We start from the raw sequence: 16123 nt of genomic DNA on the forward strand, positions 1-16123 counted from the left end.
ACCTTCGTTGACCGGCACATCGGCGCCCGCCGCCAGGCCGACGTCGAAACCATGCTCAAGGCGGTGGGCTACGACACCGTGGACGCGCTGGTTGACACCGCAGTTCCCAAGGACATCCGCCAGGATTCGGCGCTGGAACTGGCAGGCGCACTGAGCGAGGTGGAGGCGCTCGCCGAACTGCGCCGGCTGGCCGCGAAGAACAAAACCGCCGTGCAGATGATCGGCCAGGGCTACTACGATACGGTGACCCCGCCGGTGATCCGCCGCAACATCCTCGAAGGCCCGGCCTGGTACACCGCCTACACCCCGTACCAGCCTGAGATTTCCCAGGGCCGGCTCGAGGCGCTGCTGAACTTCCAGACCATGGTGCAGGACCTGGTGGGACTGCCCATCGCCAACGCCTCCCTCCTCGACGAAGCCACCGCCGTGGCCGAGGCCGTGCTGATGATGCGCCGCGCCAACAAGAACAAGGACGCCCGGGACGGCAAGACCGTGCTGGACGCTGACTGCCTGCCGCAGACCATCGCCATCGTCAAGGGACGCGCCGAGGCCCTCGGCTTCGAGGTTGAGATCGCCGACCTGGCCAAGGGACTGCCCGGCGGCACCATCAACGGTGTGGTGCTCCAGCAGCCCGGCGCCTCCGGCCGGGTCTTTGACCACAGCGCCGTCATCGCTGAAGCCAAAGACCGCGGTGCCCTGGTGACGGTGGCAGCCGACCTCCTGGCTCTCACCCTGATCACCCCGCCGGGTGAACAGGGCGCTGACATCGCCGTTGGCTCCGCGCAGCGCTTTGGTGTCCCCCTGTTCTACGGTGGCCCGCACGCCGCCTACATGGCCGTGCAAAAGGGCCTGGAACGCTCCATGCCTGGCCGCCTGGTGGGTGTCTCCAAGGACGACGCCGGTGTCCCCGCCTACCGCCTGGCCTTGCAGACCCGTGAGCAGCACATCCGCCGCGAGAAGGCCACGTCCAACATCTGCACCGCCCAGGCGCTGCTGGCCATCGTGGCCTCGATGTACGCGGTGTACCACGGACCCGAAGGCCTGAAGGCGATCGCCCGGTCCGCCCACACCCACGCCAAGACGCTCGCCGCCTCCCTCAAAGCTGCCGGCCTCGACGTGCTGCACAGCAGCTTCTTCGACACCGTCACGGTGTCCGTTCCGGGCAAGGCTGCCGGGATTGTCGCCGCGGCCGAGGCCAAGGGCATCAACCTGCGCAGCATCGACGCCGACACCGTGGGCTTCTCCACCGATGAGACAACGACGCCCGCAATCGTCGACGCCGTCCTCGCCGCCTTTGGCGCCGCTCCCGCGGAGGTGACGGACGCGCTTGCCCTGGACTCCGCCGTCGAGCGTTCGTCAGACTTCCTGCAGCACCCGGTGTTTAACACCCACCGCTCCGAGACGCAGCTGCTGCGCTACATCCGCCGCCTCTCGGACCGGGACCTGGCCCTGGACCGCACTATGATCCCGCTCGGTTCCTGCACCATGAAGCTGAACGCCACGGCCGAGATGGAAGCGATCTCCTGGCCCGAGTTCGCCTCGATCCACCCGTTCGCCCCGGACTCCCAGACCGAAGGCTGGCGCGAGTTGATCGCGGACCTGGAAGCACAGCTGACCGAAATCACGGGCTACGACCAGGTGTCCATCCAGCCCAACGCCGGCTCCCAGGGCGAGCTCGCCGGCCTGCTGGCCATCCGCGGCTACCACCACTCCCGCGGCGAGGCGCAGCGCAACGTTTGCCTGATTCCGGCGTCGGCGCACGGCACCAACGCCGCCTCCGCAGTGCTGGCCGGCATGAAGGTTGTGGTGGTGGCCACTGCCCCGGACGGCACCATCGACCACACCGACCTTTACGCCAAGATCGAGGCCAACAAGGACGCGCTGTCCTGCATCATGATCACCTACCCGTCCACGCACGGCGTGTACGACGCCGACGTGCGCGAAGTCTGCGACGCGATCCACGCCGCCGGCGGCCAGGTATACATCGACGGCGCCAACCTGAACGCCCTCGTCGGCCTGGCGCAGCCGGGCAAGTTCGGCGGCGACGTCTCGCACCTGAACCTGCACAAGACGTTCTGCATTCCACACGGCGGCGGGGGACCCGGCGTCGGCCCTGTTGCAGCCAAGGCCCACCTGGCACCCTTTATGCCCGGCAACGCGGCCACCTGGACCGAAGGCAACGACGTGCCCATCTCGGCATCAAAGTACGGCTCCGCCGGCGTGCTGCCCATTTCCTGGGCTTACGTGAAGCTGATGGGCGGACAGGGCCTCACCGAGGCCACCAAATCCGCGCTGCTGGCAGCGAACTACGTCGCGGCCCGCCTGAACGACTTCTTCCCGGTCCTGTACACCGGTGAAGGCGGGCTGGTGGCGCATGAGTGCATCCTGGACCTGCGCGAGCTGACCGCCAAGACCGGTGTCACCGCGGAGGACGTGGCCAAGCGCCTCATTGACTATGGCTTCCACGCCCCTACCTTGGCGTTCCCCGTTGCAGGCACCCTGATGGTGGAGCCCACCGAGTCCGAGGACCTCGGCGAGATCGACCGCTTTATCGAGGCCATGATCTCCATCCGCGCCGAAATCGACCAGGTTGCACACGGCGAGTTTTCCGTGGCCGACAGTCCGTTGCGCCACGCCCCGCACACCGCCGCGGCCGCCATCAGCAGCGACTGGGACCGCAGCTACCCGAGGGAGCAGGCGGTGTTCCCGGTGAAGTCGCTCAAGCAGGACAAGTACTTCCCGCCCGTGGGCCGGATCGACGGCGCGGCCGGCGACCGTAACCTGATCTGCTCCTGCCCGCCGCTTTCCGAGTTCGAGAACTGATCTGCCCCGTGGTTGAGCGTTCGGGGAGCGAAACCCCTTTCCTAAAGGACTCCTGATGACTGACAAGTACACCGCCCTCCATGAGGAGCACAAGAAGCTGGGTGCTTCCTTTACCGACTTCGGCGGCTGGCAGATGCCGCTGAAGTACAGCTCCGAACTGGCCGAACACCACGCCGTCCGCAAGAACGCCGGGCTGTTCGACCTCTCGCACATGGGCGAGGTCTGGGTGACCGGGCCGGATGCGGCGGCCTTCCTCGACTACGCGCTGGTGGGCAAGATTTCCGCGGTGCCGGTGGGTAAGGCGAAATACTCGCTGATCTGCAACGAGGACGGCGGCATCATCGACGACCTCATCACGTATCGTCGTCCCGCAGCCTCCGACGGCACCGATGTATTCCTGGTGGTCCCCAATGCCGGCAACGCCGACGTGGTGGCCGCCGAACTGTCTCGCCGCGCCTCCGGGTTCGACGTGAAAGTGGACGACGCCTCCGCAGCTACGTCGCTCATCGCCGTCCAGGGTCCCAGGGCGCAGGAGCTGCTGCTCCGCCTGGTCCCGGCCGTCAAGCACAGCCTGGTGACGGAGCTGAAGTACTACGCCGCCGTCGAGGTTCCGTTCCTGGTGGGCGGCGCCGGACTGGACCTGTTGCTCGCCCGCACCGGCTACACCGGTGAGGACGGGTTCGAAATCTTTGTATCGAACTACGACGCCCCCGGCCTCTGGCAGGCACTCGTTGCCATCGCGGACGACGGGGAGCTGACCCCCGCGGGCCTCGCCTCCCGCGATTCGCTCCGCCTTGAAGCGGGCATGCCACTCTACGGGAACGAACTGTCCTTACAGGGCGACCCCTTGGCAGCAGGCCTGGGACCCGTCGTCGCGCTGTCCAAGGAAGGCGACTTCGTGGGGAAGGCAGCCCTGACAGCCAAAAAGGAAGCCGGCGCCGGCAGTACCTCCGGGCGCAGGCTGGTTGGGCTCAAGGGCTTGGGCCGCCGAGCCGGCCGCGCCCACTATCCGGTCCTCAAGGACGGCAACGCCGTTGGCGAAGTCACCTCCGGCCAGCCCTCACCCACCCTTGGCTACCCTGTGGCCATGGCCTATGTGGACGTCGAGTTCGCAGAGCCCGGCACGGCACTGGACGTTGATCTGCGCGGCAAGGCAGAGCCCTTCGAAGTCGTCGAGCTCCCGTTCTACAAGCGGACCCGGTAGCTTCGCCGGCCCTGGCTCGGTCCGGGCGCGCCGGACCGGACTTTCCACGCGTGCATGGGTGCGTGGCTGTGGTCACCTTTGGCCCGTCCAGGGAGCCCGACCACCCTTCTTTCAGGCGGATGAATCCCGTCGAAATACGGGGTCGCGTCGCGCTGAGGTCTAGTTGGGCTCCGCGGAGTCTGGGACCCTGCGCCACTCTGGGTCATGTGGTTTTCCTCTCGGAGAACTGCGGGCCTCGAAGCGGAACCTGACGTTGGGAGGGGCCGCGGCATCCGGCAGCATGCGTCAAAGCGAGGAACGAGCAGCATGCAGAGGATGCCGGGGCCCCTCACGCCCAGCCCACCCACGAAGTTTCAGAACAACAAGATCTACAGCAAAAGGAAAAACGCATGGCTAAAGTTGCCGCTGACCTGCAGTACTCCGAAGAGCACGAGTGGGTGGCCCGGGAGGAGGGGAACCTGGTTTTGATCGGGATTTCCGCTGTGGCTACGGAGGCCCTGGGTGACATCGTGTACGTGGACCTGCCCGAGGTGGGTGCCGCGGTGACGGCGGGGGAGACCTGCGGCGAGGTGGAATCCACGAAGTCAGTTTCTGATCTGTACTCGCCCGTGACGGGCGAGGTGGTGGAGATCAATACTGGAGTTGTGGAAGATCCCGCGCTGATCAACAACGATCCCTATGGAGCCGGCTGGCTGTTCAAGGTGGCTGCCGAGTCCGAAGGGCCGCTGCTGTCCGCACAGGAATACGCGTCCAAGAACGGCGGCGACCTCTAGGAAGCTTCTCCGCCGCTCGTGGTTCAGTCGCCTTGGTGACCGCCTCCCCTGCGAGTTTTTGTCCAGGTGTGCCGACTTGGAGCGCGCTTATCCCGGCAGACCTGGACAAAAACTCCGAACGTGTAGTTAGGAATATCCGTGGCTGTTGGTGTCTTTGATTTGTTCTCCATCGGGATAGGGCCTTCAAGCTCTCATACCGTGGGGCCGATGCGGGCTGCAGCTGTGTTTGCCGAGGAGCTCAATTCCTCCGGCGCGCTGGACCGTGTGGCGTCGTTACGGGTGGACCTTTACGGGTCGCTCGCGGCGACGGGGCATGGCCACGGCACCATGACGGCGATCCTGCTGGGGCTGGAGGGTTTCCACCCGGAGGTGATCCTGCCCGAGGAGGTGGAGGAGCGCCTGGCGTCGATCGCCGAGACCGGCATGCTTCAGCTTGCCGGTGCCGTGCCGTTGCCGTACGGGGTGAAGGACATGGTGCTGCGGCCGCTGACCGTGCTGCCGCGGCACACCAACGGCATGACCTTCACCATCTTTGACGTCGAGGACGAGATCCTGCACACCGCCACGTTCTTCTCGGTGGGCGGGGGCTTCATCGTGCGGGAAGGCGAAGAAGAGGCCGCGCAGCAGGAGCTTGAGGAGTCCAAGAAGGAACNGCTTCAGCTTGCCGGTGCCGTGCCGTTGCCGTACGGGGTGAAGGACATGGTGCTGCGGCCGCTGACCGTGCTGCCGCGGCACACCAACGGCATGACCTTCACCATCTTTGACGTCGAGGACGAGATCCTGCACACCGCCACGTTCTTCTCGGTGGGCGGGGGCTTCATCGTGCGGGAAGGCGAAGAAGAGGCGGCGCAGCAGGAGCTTGAGGAGTCCAAGAAGGAACTGCCGTTGCCGTTCCGGACCGCTGCCGAGTTGCTGGATCACTGCCGGGAAACCGGGCTGGGGATCAGCGACGTGATGCGGATCAACGAGGAGGACAGCCGTACGCCCGAGGAAATCCGGGCGGGCCTGCTGCATATCTACTCGGTGATGGAGGGCTGCGTTCAGACCAGCCTGAAGCGCGAAGGTGTGCTGCCCGGGGGACTGAAGGTCCGGCGTCGTGCTCCTGACTGGTATGAGCGGTTGAAGAAGGAAAGTTCGCGGCTGGAACCGGAGAACCCGGAGGGTGAGGGCCAGGACTTCCATGACCCGAAGTATTGGCAGGAGTGGGTTAACTTGATCGCCTTGGCGGTGAACGAGGAAAACGCCTCCGGCGGCCGGGTGGTCACCGCCCCGACGAACGGGGCGGCCGGGATCATTCCGGCGGTGCTGTATTACGCGCTGCACTTCGCGCCGGGGATGGAGAACGCCTCCCAGGAGGACCGGGATGATGTGGTGGTGAAGTTCCTGCTCGCCGCCGGCGCGGTGGGGGTGCTGTACAAGGAACAGGCGTCGATTTCCGGGGCTGAGGTGGGTTGCCAGGGCGAGGTGGGCTCGGCGTCGTCGATGGCCGCCGCGGGCCTGGCCGAGGTGATGGGCGGTACGCCGGCGCAGGTGGAGAACGCGGCGGAGATCGCGATGGAGCACAACCTGGGACTGACCTGTGATCCGATCGGCGGGCTGGTGCAGGTGCCGTGCATTGAGCGGAACGCGATCGCTGCGGCGAAGGCGATCAACGCCGCGAAGATGGCGCTGTGGGGTGACGGCTCGCACCGGGTCTCACTCGATGAAGTGATCGTGACCATGCGCGAAACCGGCAAGGACATGAGCTCCAAATACAAGGAAACGGCCATGGGCGGCCTCGCCGTCAACGTCGTCGCTGTGGGGTGACGGCTCGCACCGGGTCTCACTCGATGAAGTGATCGTGACCATGCGCGAAACCGGCAAGGACATGAGCTCCAAATACAAGGAAACGGCCATGGGCGGCCTCGCCGTCAACGTCGTCGAATGCTAGCGTCCCCCTGATGTAGTGACGCGGCGGGTCAGTTGTTGAGCGCTGCCCACAGGTTCAACGTGGCGGCGAACACAAGCCAGGACACATAGGGCAAAAGGAGCAGGCCAGCCATGCGGCTGATGGGGCCGAAGGACAGCACGGTCACAGCGACGGCGGCGATCAGGGCAAGGATGATTGCCTGCGCCAAATACAGGGCAGCGGCGCCGATGGCGGGATAGAGCCCGAAGAAAACCGGCGTCCAGGCAAGGTTCAGCGCAAGCTGGACTCCGTAAACCGCCAAGGCGCGCGGGGTACCGGGTCCCTGCTTCCGCCAGACCAGCCAGGCTGCCACGGCCATCGCCGTGTACAGGAAAGTCCAGACAGGGCCGAAGACCCAGTTGGGCGGCGACCAGGGCGCCTTGTCCGCCGTGCTGTACCAGCCGTTCACATTGTTGAACGTGGCGAGGGAACCCAGGCCCGCAACGAGGAACGACGCAGCCAGGAAGGCCGCCAGCACCAGGATCTGCCTGCCCACGCCCGGCTGTCCGGCGTTTTGGTTCCGGGCCGGCTTCAGCTCTCCGGGTGACGGCTGCATAACCCAACCCTCGCCAAGACCCGTGCGGCAGTCAAGGCAAGCTGCCGGCCGCCGGCGGCGCAGGAGGGCTCCGGACCGCCCTGCTGAAACGCCGCGGCGCTGCCAGCCTTTAGACTTGTGGTTGCATGTCCGCACGCAGCCACGAGAACAGAACCGCGCACAACCCCCGATTGGACACGGCCCCTTTGCGAGAATTCACCGCACGTTTTGCCACAGCCGAGGAAATTGAAAACTGGGACAAGCACGTCACGGCCAACCCGAACGGCGGCAACATGCTGCAGTCAGCCGCGTATGCGTCGGTAAAGAACGGCACCGGCTGGAAAGTCCGGTTCCTGGTGCTGGAAAGCCCCGCCGCTGCCAGCTACAACCTGGTGCTGGAAAAGAAATTCCCGGTCCTGGGCCGGCTCTGGTACCTCATCAAAGGCCCTGACCTCGCAGCGGCCGGGGACCTGAAGGCGGCACTGGAAGCCTGCGCGGCCTTCGTCCGGGAGAAGAGACTCAACGTCTTCACCATCAAGATCGAACCCGACATCGTGGACTCCGCCGATGTCCAGGCCCACCTGGCCGCCGCCGGCCTGGTGAAGGCACCCAACATCCAATCCAACGACTCCACCGCACTGCTGGACATCTCGGGCACGGAGGAAGCCGTCTTCAAGGCCATCTCCTCCCGGGCGCGCAACGCCATCCGCCGCGCCGAGCGGGAAGGCTGCGAGGTGCTCCGGAAAGAACCCGGCGCCGAGACCTACCGTGCGCTCTATGACCTCATGGCTGACACCGTCAACGCCAAGGGATCCATGCCGCTGCGCAGCTATGAGTACTACGCCGCGTTCTGGGACGAGTTCTGCAACCGCGGCCAGGGCAATTTCTTCTTCGTCTACGAGGACGGCAAACCCAGCGTGGGCGCCTTCGTCATCAACTACGGCGCCAAAGCGACGTACAAGGATGGCGGTTCCACCCAGAACCGCAAACAGTATGGCGATTCGCACCTGGTCCAGTGGGCAGCCATCCGGCGGATGCAGGAACTGGGGTGCACCGAATACGACTTCTGCGGTACCCCGCCCTCCGCCCGCATCAAGGACAAGACCCACAACCTGTACGGCATGGGCATGTTCAAGACCAGCTTCACCAAAACGGTCACCGACTTTGTGGGCTGCCACGATTACATCCTTGCTCCGCTCCGCCACCGCCTTTGGGTCAGCGGCGCCGAAAAGGTCTTCCGCCGGATCGAAACAGCGCGGACCGGCCAGCAGTTCTACTGACCGCCGTCCGGCACCCTGAACCACAGGTTGCACGCGGGCCGCGCCCGAACACCCGTCCCTGATCCTGCGCCTTGCATCCAGGCCATCCACACGTGAATAAGGAAATCCCTTGAATCCAGTGACCACCGGCACCGACCTTGAATTCGCCATCCTCAGCGAATCAGAGTTCGAGGCTTTTGCGGCCAAGCACCCGCTCAACAGCTTCCTCCAGTCCGTTGACTTCGCCCGTTTCCAGCGCGCCCGCGGGCAGCAGGTGGAGCTCTTCGGCATCAAGCGCGACGGCGGACTGGTCGCCGCCGGGAAACTGAACTACACCACCACCCGCCTGGGATACACGGTGTGTGAATGCGCCAAGGGACCCCTGATGGACTATTCGGACACGGAACTGGTGGGTGCCGTCGTCGGACTCCTCAGCCGGCGCGCCGCCGAACGGAAAGCCGCGGAGCTGCGCATTTCTCCCAACGTCAGATACATCGCACGCGATGCCGACGGGGCAGAGCACCCCGAGGTGGAGGACAACCGGCCGCTGGTGGCTAGGCTTGAGTCGCTGGGCTTCCAGCACCAGGGGCTGGACATGAACTTCGTCAACGTGAACTGGATGTTCATCAAGGGCCTGGAAGGCATCAAGGACGCCGAAGAACTCATCATGGGCACCAGCTACCGGACGCGCAAGGCCATCCGGAAAGCCGAGAAGAACGGTGTGTTCCTGGAACAGGCCACGCTGGAAACCCTGGACGACTTCTATGGCGCGCTGAGCAGGGCCGGGGACGAGAAGGGGTTCGTCTACCGCGAACGCGCCTACTACGAGCACCTGCTCCGCACCACCTCCGCCGAGTTCACCAAACTCATGATGGCCAAGATCGACATTCCGGCCTACCGGAAATCCATCACCGAGCGTCTGGCGGAGGAATCGGCCACGGCTGCGGAGCTTCGCCGCGAGGTGGAAGAGACCGGCAGCAAGAAAAAAGCGAACCGGCTCAAGGTAGTCCAGGACCTCGTGGACAGCTACGAGCGCAGCCTGAAGGACATCGAACGCTTCCCCGACTCCGTAGGCGTCGCCACTGTGGCAGCCATCCACTTCGTCTGCTACGGGGACGAGGTGGTGTGCGTGATCGGCGGCACCGTACAGGACTACATCTACTTCAACGGCGCCACGTCGCTGTACTGGGGCATGATGTTGCATGCCCTGGAAAAGGGCTACCCGCGGTACAACTTCTACGGAACGTTCGGCATCTCCGGGCAGGACGAGGAAGGCCACGGCGGCTACGAATTCAAGAAGGGCTTCGGCGGGGAAGTGGTCCAGCTGGTGGGCGACTTCGTGACGCCGGTCCGCCCAGCCGTCTTCCACGCCAACCGCCTGGCCCGGGCCGCGGTGGCCGCGGCACGCACGGTTCTGGGCAAGCTGCCCCGAAGGCGTTCCGCCTGAAAGACTGTTCATTGCACCGCACTGGGAGGAGGCACCCATGACTGACCGGCGGGAACACCCCGGACGCAGGCCACATACGGACGGACTGCCCAAGACCGAGCCGCTGACACCCTCCCAGGTGCGGCAGAACGCCGCCGCCAAAAGAATGCTGCGGCGCCTGGTGCAGGGCGAAAACCCGCCCACAGCACCGCTGAGCATCGTGGATCGGCTCACGGGCAGCCCCTATGCCAACCCCATGATCCAGGTGGGCGGCGTTGATACCTCTGCCCGCAAAACCCTCGACTTCGCCCTGCACCTGGCAGAAACGATGTTCCGCTACGGCGCCGGCGCCCTCGAGGTGGAAACCAGCATCATTGCCGTGACCGCGGCGCTGGGCCTGAAGAACATCGAAGTGGACATCACCAACCAGTCCGTGGGCATCAACTATGCCCCGAAGGACCAGACGCCCATCGCGCTGCTCCGTGTGGTGCGCTCCTGGACGAACAACTACGCCGGCCTTGCCAAAGTCCACCAGCTGGTCACGGACATCGTGGCCGGGGGAGTAGGCCGCGACGAGGCCATCCGCCGGCTGGACGAGGCCATCACCAGTCCAAAGCCGTTCCCGCGGTGGATGGTCACGGTGGCCTTCGGGACGTTCGCGGCGGTCTTTGTGGGTGTCCTGGGTGGCGGCCCCGTGTCCTCCGCCATCGCCTTCGTCGCCAACATCGCCATCAGCCTGCTGGCCCGCCAACTCGGCCGGTGGCGGGTGCCGGACTTCTTCATCACCGCCAGCTGCTCGTTCGTGGTGACACAGCTGGCGCTGGTGCTCTGGCAGTTCGGGCTCACCACTTCGCCGGCCATCGTAGTGGTGGGCGGAATCCTCCTGCTCCTGCCCACAGGCCGCCTCGTCTCCTCCGTGCAGGACGCCATCAACGGATTCCCCGTCACCGCGGCCGGGCGTTTCCTGTCCACGCTGCTGACCTTCGGCGCCATCGTGGCGGGCATCGCGGTGGCCTTTGTGGTGGGGGAGCTGACGGGAATGCAGCGCATCGACGTCACCGAGACCTTCCCGCCCGCCTACGATCTCTGGGTCCTGGTGGTCTTCGTAGCCGTGGCGGTGATGGCCATCGGCGTCACGGAACAGACCAGCTGGAAGCTGCTGCTGCCCACCGCCGGGGTGGGGGTGGCCGGTTACTTCGTCCTGCTGGGCGCCAGCCAGTTGGGGGTCGGGGACCGGTTCTCGCCTGCCCTCGCCGCTGTGGTCATCGGACTGCTGGCCCGGGTGGTCGCCCTGCGGATGGGAGCGCCGCAACTTGTGGTGGCCGTCCCGGCAGCACTGATCCTGCTGCCTGGCCTGACGATCTTCCGGTCGATGTACGTGCTCACCATCGAGGAAACGCAGATCCTCTTCGGGGCCGGCGGAATGCTCAACGCCGGGGCAATAGTCCTGGGCACGGCGGGCGGGATTGTCCTCGGTGACACGCTGGCCCGGCCACTGACCCTAAGCCTGGCGAGCAACGAGCGGCGCCGCGCCCGCCGCCGCTGACCGCCGCCCCTGGCTCCTGCGGCCGCCGGCTAGATCTGGCCGACCGGCAGCTTCTTCTCGGCCTGGAACACGTCCTCCACCCGGCCCTTGGCCCAGTAGCCCGAGAGCGAAACCTGTTTGCGGTCGAGGCCGCGCTGCTTGAAGAAGACGTCGCGCAGGGCCTTCATGTAGCCCCGCTCGCCATGGGCGAAGACGTCCACGCGGCCATCAGGCCATGGGGCATCCGCAACTGCCTGGACCAGGAGGCCACTCTCGCCGGCAGGGACGCCCTTGCGGGTGAGCCAGCGGACCTCCACGCCGGTAGGGGCCGCGATCGGCTGGATGTCGGCCTCTGAATCCACCTCCAGGAACGCCAGGCCGGCGGCTTCCGGCGGCAGAGACTCGATGGACGCCGCGATGGCCGGCAGCGCTGCCTCGTCGCCGGCGAAGAGGTACCAGTCGGCGTCGGGTGCCGGATTGTAGGCGCCGCCCGGGCCGGTGAACGTCAGCGCGTCGCCCGGCTGCGCCTTCGCCGCCCAGGGCCCGGCAAGGCCTTCGTCGCCATGGACCACAAAATCGATGGCCAGTTCGCGGGCGGCCACATCCACCCAGCGGACGGTGTAGGTGCGGGTGTAGGGCCACTGTTCCCGCGGCATGGTTTCGCGGATGGTCCACAGATCCAGCGGGGACGGGTACTCGACGCCCGGCTGGGGAAACACCAGCTTGACGTAGCGGTCCACGAAGCCGTTGGTGGTGAAGTCCGCGAAGCCGTCCCCGCCAGCAATAATCCGGACCATGTGCGGGGACAGTTCTTCCCTGCGGAGCACGGTGAGGTTCACCTGTGGACGGCTCTTTTTGGTGGCGCTGGTGGCGGCGGGGATCGTGGTCATAAGGCAAGCCTAAGCTAAGGGACTGGCGGGAGCTCCCAGGTTACGTCGGGCGCCCCCTGCGCGCGCAGGAGTTCGTTGACGCGGCTGAAGGGGCGGGAACCGAAGAATCCGCGGGACGCGGACAGCGGGCTGGGGTGGGCGCTCGCCACCGCGGGGGCGCCGTACAGGAGCGGCCGGACGCCTTCCGCGTCCTTTCCCCACAGAACGGCGACCAAGGGCATCGGCGACCCGTCCCGACGGCGGCGCGCAGCGACGGCCGTGACGGCCGCCGCCGTAATTTTCTCCCAGCCTTTTCCGCGGTGGGAGCCGGCAGCACCCGCCCGCACGGTCATGACCCGGTTCAGGAGCAGCACGCCCTGGCCGGCCCAGGCGGAAAGGTCGCCATGCACCCGGGCAGGGAGTCCCAGGTCCGATTCCAACTCCCGATAGATGTTGGCGAGGCTCCGCGGGATGGGCCGCGTGCGCGGATCGACGGAAAAGGAGAGCCCGACGGCGTGTCCCGGTGTGGGGTAGGGGTCCTGGCCGACGATGAGCACCTTGACGTCCGCGAGCGGCTGCCGGAATGCGCGCAGGACGTTCGACGGCGACGGCAGGACCCGGTGCCCGGTTGCCACTTCGCCCGCGAGGAAGGTGAGCACCTGGCGGAGTTCGCTTTCCACGCCGGCCAGGGCAGCGGCCCAGTCCGGTGCCATCAGCTCGTCCAGGGGGAGGCGCGCCAGTTCGGCGAAACCGACCGCATCCGCCGTTTCCTGCGCCAGTTCGAACAAGGCATCTGATTCAAACACCGTCCCATTCTTGCAGGGGCGCCCCGCTTCCGGCCTGCTGACGCCTGCGGGTTCCAAATGACATTGGTGTTATTCGCCCGTAGCATGGGGGTCAGACATTTTCGCAATCAGCAAAAGGAGTGTGCCGTGGCGGAGCCAGCTCGGGAGCACCTGCCGGAGCAGGAACCACGGCATTCGCTCCTGGCCGATTTTACCCTCCGTGACTCGCCGCTGAGTGAGCGGGACCAGCAGATGCTTGCCCTGGAGCGGCAGTGGTGGAAGTACGCCGGCGCCAAGGAACAGGCCATCCGGGAGCTTTTCGACCTCTCCGCGACGCACTACTATCAGCTGCTCAATGCCCTCATTGATACCGAGGATGCACTGGCCCACGATCCCATGCTGGTGAAGCGATTGCGTAGACTACGTACGTCGCGCCACCGTGCACGCACCGCCCGGCGCCTGGGGTCCGGCGCGTAAGACGCTCCCGCTGTTCCCTCAACAGCAAACCAACAAGGATGTCATCCACCATGACCAGATACGCCCGCGATGAATTCGACAAGGTCCCGGAGAGTGCTTCGCGGCAAGGTGTCCACCGCACGGCTTCCGCCCCCGCCAGTGTGCGGCTGTGGCCGATCCTGGCAGTGGGCATTGCCGCACTCGCCATCGGACTGGTCTCCTTCCTGATCCTCCCCAAGCTGGCATTCAACACCGCCGGCAACCAGGCGTCCGTCAGCCAGGAGGCCGCGCCGCTCGCAACCACGGGCTCCACGCCTTCGGCAACACCCGATGCGACTCCCTCCACCACAACGCAGCCTTCAGCATCCACTGCACCCGAAGCCAGTGCCGAGGCCGAACCCGCACCGGCCTCAACTGCCATCTCCCCGGCACGGATCAACAAGGCGCAGGCCGTGGCCGTGTACAACGCCACCGGGATGGGCGGGCTGGCCGGCCGGGTTGGCGGCACCGTCCAGGCCGACGGCTGGATGCTGGGGCAGGTGGGCAACTGGGCCGGCGCGCCGCAGCAGACCTCCACCATCTTCTATTCAGGAGCAGGCCAACTGGCCAGCGCCCAGGCCCTGGCCGAACTCCTCGGCATCCCCACCCTGGTGAACAGCACCGAATTCCAGGTGCCCCTGGTTGTGGTGCTCGGTCCCGGCTACCGGTAAACAGCCACCCCGCCCGCAGGGGCGGACTGCCGGGGAACGCCTGCTGTTACGCCTGAATAACTATTGCAGGCCGTCCCTCAGGCGCCACGCCCCGGCCGAGCGGAATTGGCTAGAGTGAATTTCAGGTTCGGTTGGGGCCAGCCGGCACTCAGCGGCGCGGGCGCCCGGACGCAACGGAAAGAGTGGTCGGACATGGCACTGGGAACCGTCAAGTGGTTCAACGCGGAAAAGGGCTACGGCTTCATTACCGTCGACGGCACGGACGATGACGTCTTTGTCCACTGGTCCGCAATTCAGGGTGAAGGGTACCGGGCCCTCGACGAAGGCCAGCGCGTGGAGCTGGAAGTCGGCGAAGGCGAGAAGGGCCCGCAGGCCGAAAGCGTCCGGCCTGCCGAGTGAACAACGACTTCCTCCGTTCCGCGGGCATCCGCCGGACGCTCCTGGCAGCTGCCGCCTGCACAACCCTGGCCCTCACCGGGTGCTCCGGTTCCACCGGCAACGCCCGCGTGGAACGGGCGGAGGCTTCCGGGGACGGCGCCCTGAAGGTGGGGCTGATCCTCGACAGCACCGGCAGCAACGCCTTCCTGAACGCACCGCAACTGGCGGCCGTCAAGCTCGCCGTGCAGGAGATCAACGCCGCCGGCGGGCTTAAGGGCAAACGCGTGGAACTCCTCCCCACCGACACGGGGCTGGACACCGCCGGCCAGGCTCAGGCGCTTGTCGCCGCCAAGGCAGACGTTGTCATCGGCCCCACCGATTCCAGCCATGCGGCCGCAGCCATCGACGTCCTCTCCCGCGCCCGGACCACGCTTATTTCGCCCGCCAATACTGCCGCCGGGTTGAGTGCGGCCCGCAGCGGCGGCTATTACTTCCGGACCGCAGCGGCCGACGTCGCGCAGGGCCCGGTCCTCGTGAAGCTCGCCCGGGACGCCGGAGCCGCCACCGTCGCGGTGATGCATCAGGAGGGCTCCTACGGCACAGACCTGGCAGCCGCCGTCGCCAGCTCTGCTGAACAGTCCGGATTGGAAGTGGCCGCCACTGCCGGGTTCACAGCGGGTGATGCGGCGGTCGCGGCAGCCGCCGTGAACAAAGCCCACGCGGACGCCGTTATTGTTATCGCCCGGGACGGCACGCAGGGTGCCCTGGCCGAGTTGGGCAAGGCCGGTGTTGCGGGGAAGAAGGTCCTCCTCAGCGACGGTGCCTTCGCGCGCTACGGTTCCCGGCTGCCGGCCAAGTTTCTCGACGGCGCCCGGGCGCTGGTTCCCGGGGCGCTTCCCGACGCTGACTTCCAGGCCAGGCTTCTGACGGTGGACCCGGGCCTGAAGGACGTATCGTTTGCCGCCGAGGCCTATGATGCGGTGACCGTTGCTGCGCTGGCCGCCGCCCGTGCACAGGATGACGCCGGCCGCTCCATCGCGGCCAACCTGATCGCGGTTTCCGGGGGAGCGGGGGAAGGGTCCACCGGGGCAGCCGAAGCCTGCACCACCTACAAGGACTGCCGGGCAGCGCTGATGTCTGGCCCTGACATCAATTACGACGGCGAGTCGGGCCCGCTTGCCTTCGACGGCAACGGGGACATCACCTCTGCCACGTTCACCGTCTACACGTACGGAGCCGATAACAATCCTTCGGTCAGCCGCGTGGAGACCGCCGGGCGGGCCGCAGGCTGAGCTTCGCCAACGGCTGAACCTGGTGACTATAGGGCTCCGTTCGCTTGCACTCTCACGTGGGGAGTGCTAATTATTGATTTAGCACTCTGACGTACCGACTGCTAAAGCAAAGCTGGTTCCGGCCTGCGGAGCGCTGCACC

Annotated in this window: 15 protein-coding genes and 1 pseudogene; 13 read left to right on the forward strand and 3 right to left on the reverse strand. The window is 66.2% G+C overall.

Annotated features, from left to right (window positions below; translation table 11 throughout):
* Window positions 1-18: 18 nt before the first annotated feature.
* The 6 genes and pseudogenes from gcvP to BACI348_RS21070 all read left to right on the forward strand — a co-directional run bounded on the left by gcvP (window position 19) and on the right by BACI348_RS21070 (window position 6730).
* Window positions 19-2823 carry an aminomethyl-transferring glycine dehydrogenase gene (gene gcvP / locus BACI348_RS04800; protein WP_236557671.1) on the forward strand — a complete coding sequence of 935 codons (2805 nt, stop codon included), beginning with the start codon at window positions 19-21 and terminating at the stop codon, window positions 2821-2823.
* Window positions 2824-2878: 55 nt separating this feature from the next.
* Window positions 2879-4027, forward strand: a complete 1149-nt coding sequence (gene gcvT, locus BACI348_RS04805) for a glycine cleavage system aminomethyltransferase GcvT (protein WP_159824189.1) — start codon at window positions 2879-2881, stop codon at window positions 4025-4027.
* 389 nt (window positions 4028-4416) lie between these two features.
* Window positions 4417-4800 carry a glycine cleavage system protein GcvH gene (gene gcvH, locus BACI348_RS04810; RefSeq protein ID WP_159824190.1) on the forward strand — a complete coding sequence of 128 codons (384 nt, stop codon included), beginning with the start codon at window positions 4417-4419 and terminating at the stop codon, window positions 4798-4800.
* 138 nt (window positions 4801-4938) lie between these two features.
* Window positions 4939-5452, forward strand: a 514-nt coding sequence (locus BACI348_RS20600; protein WP_328699913.1) for a serine dehydratase beta chain, incomplete at its 3' end; no start/stop codon positions are given.
* A gap of 1 nt (window position 5453) precedes the next feature.
* Window positions 5454-6606, forward strand: a pseudogene (locus BACI348_RS04815) (L-serine ammonia-lyase); the annotation flags it as partial.
* Between the two features lie 40 nt (window positions 6607-6646).
* A complete protein-coding gene (locus tag BACI348_RS21070; protein WP_268892376.1) occupies window positions 6647-6730 on the forward strand; it encodes a hypothetical protein in 84 nt (27 codons plus the stop codon).
* Between the two features lie 28 nt (window positions 6731-6758).
* On the opposite strand, the gene BACI348_RS04825 is transcribed toward BACI348_RS21070, so the two are convergent.
* Window positions 6759-7304 (reverse strand): TspO/MBR family protein, encoded by a 546-nt coding sequence (locus BACI348_RS04825; RefSeq protein ID WP_159824192.1) that lies wholly within the window; start codon window positions 7302-7304, stop codon window positions 6759-6761.
* Window positions 7305-7429: 125 nt separating this feature from the next.
* On the opposite strand from BACI348_RS04825, the gene BACI348_RS04830 reads away from it, so the two are divergent.
* The 3 genes from BACI348_RS04830 to BACI348_RS04840 all read left to right on the forward strand — a co-directional run bounded on the left by BACI348_RS04830 (window position 7430) and on the right by BACI348_RS04840 (window position 11514).
* Window positions 7430-8563 carry a lipid II:glycine glycyltransferase FemX gene (locus tag BACI348_RS04830; RefSeq protein ID WP_159824193.1) on the forward strand — a complete coding sequence of 378 codons (1134 nt, stop codon included), beginning with the start codon at window positions 7430-7432 and terminating at the stop codon, window positions 8561-8563.
* A gap of 109 nt (window positions 8564-8672) precedes the next feature.
* The gene (locus BACI348_RS04835) at window positions 8673-9989 is read left to right on the forward strand and encodes a peptidoglycan bridge formation glycyltransferase FemA/FemB family protein (protein WP_159824194.1); all 1317 of its coding nucleotides are present in this window, start codon (window positions 8673-8675) and stop codon (window positions 9987-9989) included.
* A 37-nt stretch (window positions 9990-10026) separates the two neighbouring features.
* Entirely contained in the window at window positions 10027-11514 is a 1488-nt protein-coding gene (locus BACI348_RS04840) for a threonine/serine exporter family protein (protein WP_159824195.1), read from the forward strand.
* Between the two features lie 29 nt (window positions 11515-11543).
* Here the strand turns inward: BACI348_RS04840 and BACI348_RS04845 are convergent, their stop codons facing one another.
* Both BACI348_RS04845 and BACI348_RS04850 read right to left on the reverse strand, forming a co-directional pair.
* Complete coding sequence (locus tag BACI348_RS04845; RefSeq protein ID WP_159824196.1) at window positions 11544-12383, reverse strand: siderophore-interacting protein; 840 nt, start codon at window positions 12381-12383, stop codon at window positions 11544-11546.
* A 14-nt stretch (window positions 12384-12397) separates the two neighbouring features.
* Window positions 12398-13168, reverse strand: coding sequence for a uracil-DNA glycosylase (locus BACI348_RS04850; RefSeq protein WP_159824197.1), 771 nt, complete (start codon window positions 13166-13168; stop codon window positions 12398-12400).
* A gap of 126 nt (window positions 13169-13294) precedes the next feature.
* On the opposite strand from BACI348_RS04850, the gene BACI348_RS04855 reads away from it, so the two are divergent.
* The 4 genes from BACI348_RS04855 (at window position 13295) to BACI348_RS04870 (ending at window position 15983) form a co-directional block, all read left to right on the forward strand.
* The gene (locus BACI348_RS04855) at window positions 13295-13624 is read left to right on the forward strand and encodes a DUF3263 domain-containing protein (protein ID WP_159824198.1); all 330 of its coding nucleotides are present in this window, start codon (window positions 13295-13297) and stop codon (window positions 13622-13624) included.
* A gap of 50 nt (window positions 13625-13674) precedes the next feature.
* Window positions 13675-14313 carry a LytR C-terminal domain-containing protein gene (locus BACI348_RS04860; protein WP_159824199.1) on the forward strand — a complete coding sequence of 213 codons (639 nt, stop codon included), beginning with the start codon at window positions 13675-13677 and terminating at the stop codon, window positions 14311-14313.
* A 192-nt stretch (window positions 14314-14505) separates the two neighbouring features.
* Complete coding sequence (locus BACI348_RS04865) at window positions 14506-14712, forward strand: cold-shock protein (protein ID WP_159824200.1); 207 nt, start codon at window positions 14506-14508, stop codon at window positions 14710-14712.
* The gene (locus BACI348_RS04870; RefSeq protein WP_236557427.1) at window positions 14709-15983 is read left to right on the forward strand and encodes an ABC transporter substrate-binding protein; all 1275 of its coding nucleotides are present in this window, start codon (window positions 14709-14711) and stop codon (window positions 15981-15983) included. The genes BACI348_RS04865 and BACI348_RS04870 overlap by 4 nt, the downstream gene beginning before the upstream one ends.
* Window positions 15984-16123: the final 140 nt, after the last annotated feature.

The organism is Arthrobacter sp. 9AX (assembly GCF_902506095.1).
Lineage (GTDB): Bacteria > Actinomycetota > Actinomycetes > Actinomycetales > Micrococcaceae > Arthrobacter.

Bases quoted from the DNA above. Each gene is read 5' to 3' on its own strand.
- BACI348_RS04830 (WP_159824193.1), top strand. From the start codon at position 7,430: ATGTCCGCACGCAGCCACGAGAACAGAACCGCGCACAACCCCCGATTG.
- BACI348_RS04840 (WP_159824195.1), top strand. From the start codon at position 10,027: ATGACTGACCGGCGGGAACACCCCGGACGCAGGCCACATACGGACGGA.
- BACI348_RS04845 (WP_159824196.1), bottom strand. From the start codon at position 12,383: ATGACCACGATCCCCGCCGCCACCAGCGCCACCAAAAAGAGCCGTCCA.
- BACI348_RS04865 (WP_159824200.1), top strand. From the start codon at position 14,506: ATGGCACTGGGAACCGTCAAGTGGTTCAACGCGGAAAAGGGCTACGGC.
- gcvH (WP_159824190.1), top strand. From the start codon at position 4,417: ATGGCTAAAGTTGCCGCTGACCTGCAGTACTCCGAAGAGCACGAGTGG.
- BACI348_RS21070 (WP_268892376.1), top strand. From the start codon at position 6,647: ATGCGCGAAACCGGCAAGGACATGAGCTCCAAATACAAGGAAACGGCC.
- BACI348_RS04825 (WP_159824192.1), bottom strand. From the start codon at position 7,304: ATGCAGCCGTCACCCGGAGAGCTGAAGCCGGCCCGGAACCAAAACGCC.
- gcvT (WP_159824189.1), top strand. From the start codon at position 2,879: ATGACTGACAAGTACACCGCCCTCCATGAGGAGCACAAGAAGCTGGGT.
- BACI348_RS04860 (WP_159824199.1), top strand. From the start codon at position 13,675: ATGACCAGATACGCCCGCGATGAATTCGACAAGGTCCCGGAGAGTGCT.